Source organism: Ruegeria sp. HKCCA5929 (genome assembly GCF_013034525.1).
Lineage (GTDB): Bacteria > Pseudomonadota > Alphaproteobacteria > Rhodobacterales > Rhodobacteraceae > Ruegeria.
In genome coordinates, this window is record NZ_WQGE01000003.1 from 285436 (window position 1) to 300469 (window position 15034).

Below are 15034 nucleotides of genomic sequence, written 5' to 3' on the forward strand. Positions count from 1 at the left end.
GACAAATTAAACGGCAAAATTCAACCTGGAAGACTTTGAACTGGTTCACTCACTCTCCAGCTTGAAAATACACTTACGACGTTTTCGCATGTTCCAGCAGGGCCAAAGCGTCTGCGATATCTCGGTTCTGTGCCCCCCACGTGATCGTGCTTAGAATGCCGTCCACGTCTGGTGGAAACTGTGGTGCAAAATCGCAGCGCTCGCAGGTCCGCAAATACTCCACCGCAGTTCGCAGTTCCAACATTCTGGCTTGCTGTTCGCGCGCTGTTTTCAGAGCGCGCGCAAAAAGGGCGTCGGCAGGTTGATCCGAGGACTGCACCATTGCCTCAACTCGATCAGTTTCAGCCTGCGCCCACCCTTCGTTGGTCAAATCTTGCTGCATGCGTGCCTCGCCCAGAAGATCTTGCGCTGTTTTTACATCCTCTGCGTTCAATGAGACCTCGGCCAATGCAGTCAAGAACAGGGGTTTGTAATTTCCCGCCCCACTGGCCCACCACGCTTCGGCAGCGTTGCGGAATGCGCCGAAAGTTTTCTGGTCCGGATGAAGCAACGCATCCGCCCAGCTGCGCCAGACATTTGCCGTCAACGTCATGAACGGAAAAGCGTGCTTTATGGCCAGAGCTTCCAGCCGCGCCACAACATCATAAACCTGTTCAGGCTCGCGCCGGAGCAGGTGCAGCATGCAAAGATAGGTCAAAGACTGCGCCAGGCTGTGCGCATGGTTCAACTTTTGAGCCGCCGAAACTGCCTGCTGTTGAATCTCGAGCGCATGATCCGGCTGGCCGCGCATCCAGACTGCGATGCTCAGAAAACACGATGTGATGGCTGCGTGATCGGTGCCATACACATAAGCAAGGCGGCCGTGTTGTTCCGGTTCATATAACTCCAGCGCCTGTTTCAGGTGATCGCAGGCCGGTTCCAAATCCCCGATGTGCAGCAAGACCGCACCCATGGCCCGATGGGCGATCATGATATGGTGCGTTTCCTTGGTCAGCTGTGCCAGGTCCAGCAATTGTGAAGCCGTGTCCCTGGCCAAATTGTACTCGCCCCTTACAAGGTGATACGCGTAAAGGCCGTTTAGTACGGGAAACAACTGCTCAGTTTCACCCAACCGGTTGCACAGGTCGCGAATTCGTGCGTAAGCCGCCCCTGTTTCATCTGCTGCTATTCCTGCGGTTGAACGAAGAACGCCAGCCTGCAGAATTTGAATCCGCGTTTCTTTGCGGTCTCTGTCAACGGACTCCTCTATTTTTTCCAGCAAAGAGATAGCTCTGCCCAGCTGTGTCACAGCTTCCACGCCCGCTGATCGTTCCACAGCGCGTTGACCCGCCAGATACCAGTGATCGATCGCCTGTTCTGGCATATCCGCCATCGTGTAGTGATGGGCCAGAATTTCAGGTCCAACAGCCGTGTCTTGATGTTCAGTCTGGTTCAGAGCTTCAACCACGCGAGCGTGCAGCGTCCGGCGCTCTCGCTTTAAAAGGCTATTGTAAGCCGTGTCGCGGATCAGCGCGTGCCGATAACTGAAGGTTTCTTCGTATTCTGTTCCCGACAGCGTCATGATGCCTGCATCCACCAACAAATCCAGACCTGCCCGCAAGGCCGTTTCATCAAAACGCGAAACCTGCGCGATCAAGGGATACGAGAATTGCGGGCCAATGACCGCTCCGATCTGGGCGACCTCCTTGGCCGAGCTCAATCGATCAAGTCGGGCCATTAAGGCGTCATGAAGAGTTTTCGGAACTGATGACGACGCTGAGGTTTGATCAGGTGTATAGTCATCCGGGCTATCCGGCCGGAAACTGGCTTCCAGCAGATCCTTGGTGACTTCTTCAACATAGAGCGGAACCCCATTCGAGCGCGCCGCGATCAGGTCATAGGCTGCATTTGGAACGGCTGCGCCAGTAGCGACTTCGTCTACAATCTCCTTGATCTCTGCAAAGCCCAACTGCTTCAAATCAAAATGAGTGAGATTTGAGGTAAATGACCAGTCCGGGTCAAAACCTGTGCGAAAACTCATCACCATAAGGACTGATGCGTCGCCGATCTGATCGACGAAAAGATCCAGCAGCGTCTTTGTCGTTGGGTCTACCCAATGCGCGTCTTCAAAAAGCACCAAAACCGGGGCCTTCCTAGACATTGTGACCAGATGGTCCACCAGCATATCCAGGGTCTGTTTCATGACCTGCTCAGGGGTCAGATCTAGCGGGCCCAACTGATGCTCGAACGGAACTGACAGAAGCGACGCGGCCAATTTCAACGCACTTTCGGACTGTGTGCCCAAAACGCGTTTTAGCTTGTCCAATTTCTGGGTCGCGCTGTCGTCCGCTCTCAACCCTGCGGCGGACTCAAGTTGGCGAATAACGGGATATAACGCACTTGCATCATGGTAAGGTGAGCATTGGAAACGGATGTGCCGGAAAGAGGCTTCGGGGATCGTACGGCTCAGCTCTTCAATCAGACGCGATTTGCCGATACCAGCCTCGCCTGACACCAACGCCACCTGACCATGCCCCTGGCGGGCCAAATCCCATTTGCTGTGCAGCGTTTTGAACTCTAGCGTTCTACCAACAAGAGAGTTCATCGCGATGTCACCGGACGCTATGAACCGACTTAGGGTTTGGCGCGTTCCGGTGACTTGCCAAGCTTCGACTCCCTTGGCGAAGCCTTTCAGCTGAAACGTCCCACGACGCACATATTCAAACGTGTCACCCGCAAGTTCGTGGGTTGTCGGCGCGACAATAAGCGTGCCCGGATCCGCCATGGACTGCAGCCGCGCGGCAAGGTTGGGAGTTTCCCCCATCGCCGTGCCATCCTCGAACATCTTTTCGCCACGCAAATCGCCCACAACGACCAATCCGGTTGCGATGCCGATCCGCACCTGAAGCTGGGCATGCGTTCGCAAGGCAGGGATTTCGCGAATAATTCGTAGACCTGCGTGAATGGCACGTTCGGGATCATCTTCGTGCGCGTGCGGAAATCCAAAAAACACCATGATGCCATCGCCATAATAGCTGGCGATGTGGCCGTCATAGGCTGCAACGGCTGCTGCGCAAGTTTCTTTGAACAATCTCAGAACTTCGGCCAGATCTTCGGGGTCTAGCTGTTGCGACAGCGGTGTAGAGCCCACGAGGTCAATAAACATCACTGTCAGCTGTCTGCGTTCAGCAATGATATTGGCCTCTGTGCCGGATCGACCTTGAGCACCTTGGCGAACAGCTTTCAGGAAACGGCGTCTTGGCCCAAGGGGCAGGCCAATGGTTACAAGGTCATCATCGCTGAGTTCCGAGAGATCACCCAACTCGATCTCATGCCTGGCAAAGGCATCTGCATATTTGGACAAGCCATGTTCGCTCAGCCAGTTCGCAATATCAGCCATTTGACCTTGCGCGTGACATCGTCGATGCGGTGCCACGCTCTCCGCTTTTTCGTTTAACCCTTAAGCTCGGCTTGCGAGCCGACAAGAGTATTTGATCTCATCAAGAACGACAGGACAGGGCGGGTCAAGAGCGCGGTGCGAGGACAGGATGTTTCCTGTCAATTTGCTTGGGTTGGTGGGCTTTTGGGATCAACCTTAGATCAACACCGTCGACAGGCTGGGGAAATAGCTGAGCAAAAGCAGAACCAACGCCACCGCGATCAGGAAAGGCCACAGCGATCTGAGGATCGAACCGGGTGTTGTGCCACTCATGGATGAGGCGATGTACAATCCGATCCCTACAGGCGGGGTCAGCAAACCAAGCACAAGGTTCAGGCAGGCGACGATGCCGAATTGATAGGGGCTGATGTCGTAAGACCCGGTTGCAATGGGCAGCAGGATAGGCGTGATCAGGATAATCGCTGCAATGCCGTCAATCACCATTCCAACCAGCAACAGAGCCAGATTTACAATCAGCAGAAATACAAAGGGGTTCGAGGTGACGGATGTGATCAACCCGGCCAGATGCTGCGGTATCTCTTCGTAGATGATGACCCAACCAAACACACTGGCGGCCGCAATCATGAACAGGATCATCGAAGCATTGGCGGCGGTGCGTTTGAACATCTCGGCCAGGTTTTGCGGCTTCAGGTCGCCATAAACCAGCCAGCCCACAAGAAAGGCGATCAGGGACGCAATCGCGGCGGACTCGGTCGGGGTGGCGATCCCGAACAGGATGCCGCCGATGATCGAAAGCGGGATCAGCAGGGCCGGGGCTGCGCTGATCAGAGACCTGAAAGCCTCGGCACGCGTCATCCAGCGGCCTTTGGGAAATTGTTGCTGCCAACCAATCAAAGTGATGACCAGCGCGAAAGCACCAGCCAGAATTAAGCCCGGCAAAATACCCGCAATGAACATATCACCTATGGGGATCTGGGCCAGCACACCAAAGATCACAAACATCATCGATGGCGGAATGACCGGGGCCAATAGGCCACCAGCGGCTGTGGTCGCGGCGGCAAAGCCTTTGTCATAACCTTCTTCATCCATCGCAGGGACCATGGCGCGCGACATCACCGCGATCTGTGCTGTGGCAGAGCCGATGATCGCCGCCATGAACATATTGGCCAGAAGGTTGATATAAGCCAACCCGCCACGAAACCCGCCAACAAACACCCGCGCCAGCGCAACAAGGCGTCGGGTCATGCCGCCCTCATTCATAAGCTCGCCGGTCAGCATGAACAGCGGAATAGCCAGAAGGCCATAGTTCTCAAGACCCCCGAACATTTTCTGCGCGAAGCTGTCATAAAGTATCGTGTTTCCGCTTTCCCAAATGTACCAGATGGCCGTGATGGCCAGTACGATCGCCACAGGAACAGACAGTAGAAGGGTGGCCAGAAAGACGATGGGACTCATGGTTGCGATCCCTTCGCCGGAGCGCGCAGCAAGTGCATGGTGGAATGCAAAGTTGCACCAAGCGCAAACAGCCACATAACAAGCCAGAACAGATACTTTGGCAGGCCCAGGGTCAGTGTCGGCTCGGCATAGATGAAATTGAACGTCTGTCCTTGAAAAGCCACGGCGTCAAAGCCGTTGCGCGCGATGTCCAACGGCAAAAACCAGCGCCAACAGAACCACAGCATCGCAATGGAAAAGGCGAACACAACCACATCGACCGTCTTGTGGATTACCCGTTTAGCGTGATCCGGCACATTGTCGGAGAGAATGGAAATCGACACCGAACTGCGATGATGCAACGCTGCAGATGCCCCCAAAAACGTCATCCAAACCATGGCATAAATTGCCAGTTCATCGACCCAGAACAGCGCGTTGCCCGCTGTACGTGTCACGACATTCAGCAAAATCAGAACGGTTATGCAGACCGCCAGAAAGGCAGCGCACCACAATTCGACCCGCGCCAAGCCAGCCGACAGCCGATACAACATCGCTGTTCTCCCGTAAGAAAGGGCGCAGGTTCGACCTGCGCCCTTTTCGTCATGCCGTTTTCGTTATTTTGTTTCTGCCGCAGTCTGCCGCAAAGCGTCAAGTGAGGAGGTCTTCTCGGACCAGATCCCGTTCCACTCTTCAATCGCGTCGCCAAAGAATGCGGCGTCAACCTTCTTGTAGGCTTTGCCCGTGCCTTCGATCTGCTCCAGCCATTTAGAATCGTTTTCGACATAGGCGTCGATGGTGCTGTCGACATGTTTGGCCATCAGTTCAGAAATCATCGCTCGGTCTTCTTCCGACAAACCCGCCCAGACCTTGGCCGATACCAGACCAACCATCGGGAACATCATATGATCCGACTGCACGATGGTGTCAGCGTGTTCATAATACTTCAGAACCCAGATCAGCTCGGCATCCATGTCGATGGCGTCGACCTGGCCGTTGGCCAGTGCATCATAGACCGCTGGCAAGGGCATTGGTGTGGGCGCGGCACCTACTGCGTTGTAGAAGTCGAGGATAGGCGTGAATGGCGTGATCCGCAGCTTGAGGCCAGACAGATCTTCGGCGGATGAAACATCGCCGCGGCTGACGATCTGGCGCAGCCCGGCCATACCATATCCCAAGCCCACGACGCCAACTTGTCCTGGCAGCGGTTCCAGCATGGATTTAGCCGTGTCGGATCGCAGGATGCGACCCGCGTGACCAATGTCATCTGCCAGATAGGGAGCGTAAAAAGCCCCTAACTCGGGCGCGCGGTTAGAAACCTCGGCCACCGTCATGAAGGCCATGTCCAACGCACCGGTTTGCAATTGCTGCAACATTTCAGCTTCGTTCCCCAGCTGGCGCGCCGGGAAAACCGACACCGAATGCGCGCCGCCACTGGCCTCATTCAATTCAGCCCCAAACGCCTCAGCAGCTTTGGTCCAAATGTGCGGTGGAGGTGTGATCAGCCCCAACCGGAATTCTTCGGCCTGAGCGGCGACGGATGACATTGCCAGCACAACCGCAGAGGCGGCAATTTTTGCAATATGTTTCATGACTTCCCCTGTTTTGATCTTATTTCACAACGTAACCCAGCCCTCGGGCGGTTCCTTGCCCGGATGCACCGCCTGACAGTTCGGGCAAGTACGATCTTCTTCCGAGGCATAGAACTTCTGATAAACCGGAGGCAGGTCATCAACGATGGACTTTAGCTGCATTTCCGCACGATGCACCAGTGATCCGCATTCGAAGCAGTACCATTCGATGGCGTCCAGCTCACCTGTCTGGCGTTTTGGTTCGATAACAAGCCCAATCGAGCCTTCCTGTGGGCGTTGCGGAGAATGGCGCACATGCGGTGGCAGCAGGAACACTTCACCTTCGCGGATCGGAACGTCATAGAATTCCTCGCCGTCAAAGATTTTCAGAACCATGTCGCCTTCCAGCTGAAAGAAAAACTCTTCCACAGGATCGTCATGATAATCGGTCCGCTTGTTCGGCCCACCAACAACCGTGACCATCAGATCGGCATCTTCCCAGACCTGTCGGTTGCCTACAGGTGGCTTGAGCAGATGGCGGTGTTCGTCGATCCAGGCTTTGAAGTTGAATGCTTTCAGTTTTGACATGTCCCACTCCCTATCCCCGAAAGTTTGGCGCGTTTTTCCATAACAGCAAAGAAATTATCAGCATCTAGCTATCAGATTTCTTTATAAAGCTCAGCGCGTAACCGTTTTAGACGCGCAGGCCGCATTCGTCGAAGGCTTTGCGAATGATCGTCTTTTCAGCCTCGGTTAATTCCAGCATCGGTGGACGCACATGGCCACCGACCTGACCCAGTAACTCCTGCCAATACTTTCCAAATGCCGTGGGTTTACCTGCAGGTCGCGTGCGTTTCATGGCATCCCGAACCGGGTTCAGGCTGTCAAACACACGTCGCGCTTCATCAGCCTTTCCGGCAAAGGCCAGTTGCGTGTATTCGTTCATCCGCTGATCAACTTTGCTTTGCAACTGATAAGGCGGGGAGGAACAAAGATAGAGCTTCCAGTCGAGTTCCAGGATATTGTCCAGCCATTCATGCTCGGCCGAGGTCGAGACATGGATCTTGTCGCCTACCATATGGGTCAGCTTCACATACATCTCGCGTGGGACCGAGTATTTGATGGCCACAATGTTCGGCAGATCCGCTATGCGCGCGCATTCTTCGGGTTGCATCAGATAACCGCTGTCCGGGTGGCTCCACATGGCGATGCCGATGTCCAGTTCGTCACAAAAGCGTTTGTAATACTGATACAAAACTTCACCGCGATCCTGCACAAAGCTCAGAACCGGCGCGTGCAGCACGATGTAGTCCGCTCCGCAATTCTGCGCGTGATGCGCCAGCTCCAACGCCGTATTCATGTTCTGATCTGAGACCGAGACAATCACGCCGGCCTTGCCTGCGCATTCTTCGACGGCAATTTCGAAGTTCCGCTTGCGTTCCTCAAGGCTCATCGAAAAGAACTCGCCCTGTTTTCCGGCAATGAACAGGCCCTGAATGTCCAGATCGTCGATCCAATGGCGGATGTTGGCGCGCAGTCCGGCCTCATCCAGCGTCAGGTCTTCGTTGAACGGATTCAACGCCGCAGCCCAGATCCCCGTCATGTTTTCGCGTGCGTAGGCTTTGGCGTCGTGTTTTGAGTATTTCATTTTTAGCGCAGTCCCAGTGGCTTTGAGCTTATGAAAAGCACAACGCGACAGTCGATCCAGAGCAATTTCAGGGAAATGGCTATCGGAATTATTTATATCACAAACTTACCAATTCAGATTTTTTCAGTGCTGGTCTAGGGTTCAGGCATGAAAATTGCAGTCATCGGAACCGGCGCAATAGCGCAATATGTACAGCACGCCTTGTCAGAACATGGGCACGAGTTGGCGGCCATTATGGTCAGGCCGCATCGTGTCGATTCAAAATCGCCCCTGTCCGTCGGCTCGGTTGAGGATCTGCCCGATGGTGTTGATATGGTTCTCGACTGCGCAGGGCACGAGGCTTTGGCCGGTTTGGGGCCAGACATTCTGGCACGGGGTACCGATATAATCAGTGTCTCGGTCGGGGCGCTGGCGGATCAGCAGGTTGCGGACCGGTTGGACAGGGCCGCGCGACAAGGTGGGGGCCGCTTGCATTTGGCTAGTGGCGCTATTGGAGGGTTGGACTGCCTTAGCGCTGCTGCAGTTGGTCCGCTTAAGTCCGTTACCTATGTGGGGCGCAAACCACCTGCGGGGTGGAAAGGGTCGCTTGCTGAGCAATCTCTTGATCTGGGCAATATCAGCAAGGCCGAAACGCATTTTCAGGGTCCTGCCCGAGAAGCAGCGTTGGCCTATCCCAAGAATGCCAATGTCGCAGCTGCCGTTGCATTGGCGGGTGTTGGATTTGACAAAACACAAGTTCGGTTGATCGCCGATCCGACAATTCAGAAGAACATTCACGAGGTCGAGGCCGAAGGCGACTTTGGCACCTTTCAGTTTCGGATCAGTGGCACAGCTCTGCCCGACAATCCGCGAAGCTCGGCGCTTGCGGCGATGAGCGTGCTGTCCAAGCTGGATCAGCTTTGCAAACCGATTGTTCTCTAGCCATGGTTGGGCGTCATTCCCGCATCGTGGATCGTGCGTTGACCCGGCTGAAACTGCGCCAACTGCGTCTGCTGGTCGCGGTGGGTGCGCATGGAAACATCCAGAATGCTGCGCGCGAGTTGGGAATCTCTCAACCCGCTGCCACCAAGATGATTCAGGATCTTGAGCTGGACTTCGAGGTTAAACTGTTCACGCGCACCAATCGTGGGGTGGTCCCAACTGTTTTCGGAGAGACCCTGATCCGTCATGGGAAGCTGATCTTTGCCCAGGTTTCGAACGCTGCGCAGGAACTTGATGACTTAAACGAAGGGAATTCGGGTCGCGTTGTGGTTGGCACGTTGCTTGCAGCGTCGACCAGTCTTTTGCCTGCGGCCATTGAACTGCTGCTGGAAGACCGCCCGAATGTGGCGGTCAAGATCAGCGAAGGCACCAACGAGGTCCTTATGCCCCGGCTGCTTTCAGGAGAGATCGACATGGTTGTGGGCCGTCTGCCCTCGCATCGGCATCGCGACAAGATCCGGCAGGAAAAACTGTTTGAGGATCGAATATTGGCCATTGTCGGTCCGCAGCACCCGCTGGCCGGTCGGGACGACGTGACATTTGCCCAAACCAAACCATTCGGCTGGATACTTCCCCCGCAAGAGACCACGTTGCGCCGTCAGGTCGATCATTTCTTTGTTGGCCAGCAGCAATATGTGCCGCCAGTTATGATCGAGTCGGTGTCATATCTGACGAACCGGGCGCTGTTGCAATCACGCGACTTGATCGGCCTTATGCCCGCAGAAGTCGTCGCGCAGGATATCGAAAACGGGCACCTTGCCCAGCTGGCCTGGGCGGTTCCGTTCGGGCAGGGACCGATTGGTGTGTCTTTCCGAGCAGACGATGATCTGTCGCCCGCCGGCCGGGCCTTTAAGACAGCATTGCACAGGGCGGCGCAGGGTAAACCGATCAGCTATTCGCCAAAGTGATACCCGTATTTGTTCAATTCACTTGATGTAATACGAGGCGTCGCGCGATTTGAAAACAAGGCAAGAAGAGGTGTCAGCTTCATGTATCCAGAGCTCAAACTGTACATAGATGGCGCGTGGCGAAAGACCGGGCGTGACATCCCGGTGATTAACCCGGCGACCGAAGAAGAGCTTGGACGGCTGCCCTGCGCGTCGGTCAAGGACCTGGACGATGCGCTGGAAGCTGCTGTCAAAGGCTTCCGCGTCTGGAGCCGCACGTCTCCTCGCGAACGCGCGGATACAATCCTGCGTGCTGCGGCCCTGATGCGCGAACGCATCGACGTGATTGCGCATTCAATGACCCTGGAGCATGGCAAACCCTTCAAGCAAGCCCGACTTGAAGTGATCCGAGGCGCTGAGTTCTTTGAATGGGACGCGGGCGAGGCCATGCGAACCTATGGGCGTATCATTCCGGCGGCTTGGGGTCACAAATTCGCCGTACATCACCAGCCAATTGGCGTTGTCGCCGCGTTTTCACCGTGGAATTTTCCCATGAGCCAACCGGCCCGGAAAATCGCCGGTGCATTGGCTTCGGGGTGTTCGGTGATTTTGAAAGCCGCAGAAGAAACCCCCGCAGGGGCCTTACATATCGCCAAGGCGTTTGAAGATGCCGGGTTACCGCCGGGTGTTCTGAATTTGGTATTTGGGGAACCGGCGGAAATTTCCGGGCATCTGATCCCTCAGGATCCGGTACGCCTTGTGGCTTTTACCGGATCTACAACCGTTGGGCGACACCTGACCGCTCTGGCAGCGCAAAGTGACACACGCGTTCTGATGGAGTTGGGCGGGCATGCACCGGTCATTGTGTGCGAAGACACCGACGTACAAGCTGCGGCCATCTCTGGCGCGGTGCGCAAGATGCGCAACGCGGGGCAGGTCTGTACTTCGCCCACTCGCTTCTTTGTGCATCAAAGCATTTTTGAGTCATATGCTCGTGATTTTGTGCAGCGGGCTGCTGACACCGTTGTTGGTAACGGTTTGGATGCTGAGGTCGAAATGGGCCCACTTGCCAACGACCGACGCGTGCCCGCGCTGAGTGAATTGGTCGAAGACGCGCGCGCCAAAGGCGCGATTGTCGCCACAGGAGGCGCGCCTTTGGGAAACCAAGGTTACTTCTTCCAACCTACGGTCTTGTTGAACGTTCCTGAGACTGCGCGGATCATGCAGGAAGAACCATTTGGTCCAGTGGCCGTCATCAACCCTGTATCGTCGTTGGACGAAGCGATCGAACAGGCAAATTCTGTTCCCTATGGCCTGGCCGGATACGCCTTTACCAACAGGGCAGACTACATCGACCGACTTGTCGATGAGGTTGAGGTTGGCAACCTGTCGATTAACACTCTTGAAGCGTCGATGCCGGAAACACCCTTCGGAGGGGTCAAGTCCAGCGGGTCCGGCCGTGAGGGCGGAACCGAAGGGCTTGAGAATTACATGACGGTCAAAAACGTCTGGCACTCAGCCAAGATTGTCTGAGCAAATCCGCATATCCCAAAGAAGGCACGATTTGCCGCGCTAAAAGCGCTTCGCAAAAAGTGTGTCGTCCGGGTACCAAGGGTAAGTCCAAACGGCAAGGATCAGGTCGGAGGAACAATGGTGTTCACAATGAGCCAACCCGCGACAACCAAAGGTGCCCCACCAGAAAAATCTTTGACCGCACCGCTTGGTGTGGCCATCGCGATGGGTGTCGCGCTAGCATTTATACTCTCGGTATTTTTGTACATGTCCCGAGAAACAACAGACCGTATCGGCGAGATGCGAAAGGTTTGGCAGGGTTATTCTGTCGAGACGACCCCACGCGGATATTGGATATCGGAAATCCGGGGATATTTTGGGTATGGCGGGCTGATCCACAACTTCAAGAACTACGTCTTGCGGCTTGACGCCGAATACAGTCCGATCTTGCAAACGCAGTCGCAGAACCTGCTTACAACGATTGAGACCTATCGAAATGCTGCCCCTTCGCAGATCGAACTGGATGCGTTGCAGCGGATCGAAAAGGTGGCGCGCGAGTATATTGGGAATATTCCCAAGATCGAAGCGGGCATAGCCGACGGCCTGCGTGCCGAAGAAATAGATGCTCTGGTGCGGGTCGATGACAGCGACGCACTAGAAGCGCTGTCCCAGCTCGAGGCGCTTTGGATCACCGAGCGGGATCAAAGCTTGTCAGATATGGTGCAGGCGTTCTCGGAAGGGGAACAGCTGGTGCGGCGTTTTTCTGTCCTGCTGGTTGGCTTGATTGTTGTTGTCGGCGTGATCGCGATCCTGACCACGTTGCTTATCGCCAATATCCTACGCACCAATCGTCGTCTGAAAGCCGAATTGGAGTTGCGTGAACAGGTGGAACTGGCCGAGCGCAAACTTGCACGGGCAGTCGAGCAAAGCCCGGCCTCGATCATAATCACGGACACGGAACTGAAGATCGAATATGCCAATCGCAAGTTCTTTGATCTCAGCGGATACGAAGCCGACGAGATCTATGGACGCACCCCCAAAATGCTGCAATCAGGACATTCGGGGCAGGGGGTTTACACCGATCTAAGGCAGAAACTGCAACGTGGGCAAAGCTGGTACGGCATCTTTCGGAACCTGAGCAAAGACGGCAATCATTTCTGGGTGTCGACCGCGATTTTTCCTTTGGTCGATCAAAACGGCAAAGTTACCCACTACATTGGGATTGGCGAAGACATCACCGAAACCCGGCGCACGCATGAGCAATTTGCCCAAGTGCAGAAGATGGAAGCAGTGGGCATTCTGGCAGGCTCAGTTGCGCATGATTTCAACAACGTGTTGATGAGTATCACCGGGAATGCCGATTTGATCGAACTGGATGCGGAAGGGAATGACGACATCCAGACCTCGGTCAACCATATTCGAATCGCTGCGCGCCGCGCGCAAGCGTTAGTCCGCAAGATGTTGACCTTCGCCCGGCAAAGACCACGTAACCCGCGCCGTGGCGATATGGTCAAAGCCACCCAGGAAGCACTGGACCTTATTCGGGTGTCTGCACCACCCAGTGTCCAAACACGCTTTGATGTAGAGATCGAAACTGCTTTTTCCGATTTTGATGGCACCCTGTTCTTCCAGACTCTTTTGAACCTGTGTCACAATGCGTTTGAAGCTATCGGCGATCAGCCCGGCGAAGTTGTGTTGCGCATAGGCTTGGCCGAAAAGGATGCGCTGGATGACCTGCCAGACGGCGCCATCGGCGTAATCCGTCTGGATGTCAGTGACACGGGCCCGGGGATTGCCCAGGACCTGCAGGAACAGGTATTCCAACCCTTTTTTTCCACGAAGCCTGTTGGCAAAGGCACCGGTCTGGGCCTGACCATCGTGCACAACACGGTTGAGGAATGCCATGGTCGTGTTGAACTGCTTTCGGAGCCAGGCAAAGGCACCTGTTTCAGCCTGTACTATCCGTTGATGCCTGCGCTCAGCCTTGAAGATCAGGCCGAGGTCGAGGCCGTAGCCGGTGACGAACATGTCCTGTTGGTCGACGATGATGAGAACATCCTTTACGTGACCCGTCGATTGCTGACGAGATATGGCTATCGGGTCGAGGCGTATTCCGATCCGCTAAAAGCGCGTGATGCGTTTCGCGAGAACCCCGACGGCTATGACATCCTGATCAGCGACCTGATGATGCCTGGCCTTCGGGGTACAGATCTGATCGAATCCGTACGCGCAGTGCGGTCTGATTTGCCTGCGATTTTGATCAGCAGTTATTTCGACGATGCCGAGGTAACGGTTGCCGGAGCCTCGCCCATCATGGTTCAAAAACCACTGGAAGTTCAGTCGCTTGCCCGGATCATCCGATCTCAAATGACCTGAGCTTGTAACATAATTTAACATCTCTTCTCATAGTTTAACAAAGCTCAAATTCTCACGAAACAACTGCTCCTTAGTATTTGCTTAGCCGGTCCTTGGCCACGCCGAGAGATCGGAATAGCGAAAAAGGGGCTTTTAGATGATGACCAAAGCCAGAACATGGTTCTCGGCGCTATCGACAGTTTCGCTGCTGACGATGGGCGTCGCGTTCCCGGTTCACCAGGCCCAGGCGGATGAGCCGGGCCCGGTAGAAGCCATAGAGTTCGACCCAGCCAAGGCGGCCCTTGGCAAACGACTGTTTTTTGATCCAAGACTGTCAGGCGACACCGAGCTGTCTTGTGCCAGCTGCCACCAGCCGGAAAACGGGTTCACCGACGGACAAGCGCTGTCAGACGCATATGCGGGCAGCCTGCATTTCCGCAACGTGCCGACGCTGATCAACAGCGCCAAGCGCGCAGCGTGGTTCCACGACGGTCGCATAGGCACCAACCTCAACGATGTGACCCGCGAAAGCATCACCGAGACATACTCGATGAATATGGACATGCGCCTGATGCAGGAACGCATCAAGCAGGACCCGGTCTACGTCGAGATGTTCGAAGCCGCCGGATTTGGCGAACCTTCGAACGGCGGTGTTCGCAACGCGATCCCGGAATACCTGAAAACGCTGATTTCGCGCGGGGCACCTTTTGACTCGGGTGAGATGTCGGATGAGGCCAAAGCGGGGTACGAGTTGTTCAACGCAAGCGGCTGTAACTCGTGCCACTCGGGTGAGCGGTTCACCGATGACCTGCCGCACAATATCGGTGTTGGCGACAATCCCGATATCTGGGCAACTCCGGAACGTCACATCACTTTCGTGACCATGATGAAGTTCCTCGGCGTCGAGAACTACATGAACCTGCGCGCCGATCCTGGTGCGTATATCCGCACCCACACCGCTGACACGTTCGGCACCTTCATGACCCCAACGCTGCGCGAGCTGACCTATACGGCACCGTATATGCATAACGCCTCAATCGCGACGCTGGAGGATGTGGTCGCTTTCTACAACGCCGGTGGCGGTGACGACGAAAACAAGGATCCGCGCATCAAACCGCTGAACCTGAACGAGACCGAGCAAGCACAACTGGTGGCCTTCCTCAAGGCATTGTCCGGCGAGCCACTGACCGGCCCCGAATTCGTCGCCGAAGAGATCGATACGGACTATGCGCCGATCGAAAACTGGCAAGACGCAACAAACTGAGGAGTG

General features: G+C 55.3%; 11 protein-coding genes. 5 read left to right on the top strand and 6 right to left on the bottom strand.

What is annotated here, in order from left to right; translation table 11 throughout:
- Positions 1 to 73: 73 nt before the first annotated feature.
- The 6 genes from GOV90_RS10175 to GOV90_RS10200 form a co-directional block, all read right to left on the bottom strand.
- On the bottom strand, positions 74 to 3379 hold the full coding sequence (locus GOV90_RS10175; RefSeq protein ID WP_171094630.1) for an adenylate/guanylate cyclase domain-containing protein: 3306 nt from the start codon (positions 3377 to 3379) through the stop codon (positions 74 to 76).
- A 195-nt stretch (positions 3380 to 3574) separates the two neighbouring features.
- Entirely contained in the window at positions 3575 to 4834 is a 1260-nt protein-coding gene (locus GOV90_RS10180) for a TRAP transporter large permease (protein WP_171094632.1), read from the bottom strand.
- Entirely contained in the window at positions 4831 to 5364 is a 534-nt protein-coding gene (locus GOV90_RS10185) for a TRAP transporter small permease (RefSeq protein ID WP_171094635.1), read from the bottom strand. The genes GOV90_RS10180 and GOV90_RS10185 overlap by 4 nt, the downstream gene beginning before the upstream one ends.
- 63 nt (positions 5365 to 5427) lie before the next feature.
- Positions 5428 to 6402 (bottom strand): TRAP transporter substrate-binding protein, encoded by a 975-nt coding sequence (locus tag GOV90_RS10190; protein WP_171094637.1) that lies wholly within the window; start codon positions 6400 to 6402, stop codon positions 5428 to 5430.
- Between the two features lie 24 nt (positions 6403 to 6426).
- The gene (locus tag GOV90_RS10195; RefSeq protein ID WP_171094639.1) at positions 6427 to 6969 is read right to left on the bottom strand and encodes a 3-hydroxyanthranilate 3,4-dioxygenase; all 543 of its coding nucleotides are present in this window, start codon (positions 6967 to 6969) and stop codon (positions 6427 to 6429) included.
- A 106-nt stretch (positions 6970 to 7075) separates the two neighbouring features.
- On the bottom strand, positions 7076 to 8029 hold the full coding sequence (locus tag GOV90_RS10200) for a dihydrodipicolinate synthase family protein (RefSeq protein WP_171094641.1): 954 nt from the start codon (positions 8027 to 8029) through the stop codon (positions 7076 to 7078).
- Positions 8030 to 8176: 147 nt separating this feature from the next.
- Here GOV90_RS10200 and GOV90_RS10205 point away from each other — a divergent pair, with 147 nt between their 5' ends.
- From GOV90_RS10205 to GOV90_RS10225, 5 genes are all read left to right on the top strand, one after another.
- Positions 8177 to 8950 (top strand): aspartate dehydrogenase, encoded by a 774-nt coding sequence (locus GOV90_RS10205; protein WP_171094643.1) that lies wholly within the window; start codon positions 8177 to 8179, stop codon positions 8948 to 8950.
- A 2-nt stretch (positions 8951 to 8952) separates the two neighbouring features.
- Positions 8953 to 9918, top strand: a complete 966-nt coding sequence (locus tag GOV90_RS10210) for a LysR substrate-binding domain-containing protein (protein ID WP_171094645.1) — start codon at positions 8953 to 8955, stop codon at positions 9916 to 9918.
- Between the two features lie 81 nt (positions 9919 to 9999).
- Positions 10000 to 11430, top strand: a complete 1431-nt coding sequence (locus GOV90_RS10215) for an NAD-dependent succinate-semialdehyde dehydrogenase (RefSeq protein ID WP_171094646.1) — start codon at positions 10000 to 10002, stop codon at positions 11428 to 11430.
- 129 nt (positions 11431 to 11559) lie between these two features.
- Positions 11560 to 13785, top strand: coding sequence for a PAS domain S-box protein (locus GOV90_RS10220; protein WP_171094648.1), 2226 nt, complete (start codon positions 11560 to 11562; stop codon positions 13783 to 13785).
- A gap of 139 nt (positions 13786 to 13924) precedes the next feature.
- Positions 13925 to 15028, top strand: coding sequence for a cytochrome-c peroxidase (locus GOV90_RS10225; protein WP_254440146.1), 1104 nt, complete (start codon positions 13925 to 13927; stop codon positions 15026 to 15028).
- The last annotated feature ends 6 nt before the right edge of the window (positions 15029 to 15034 follow it).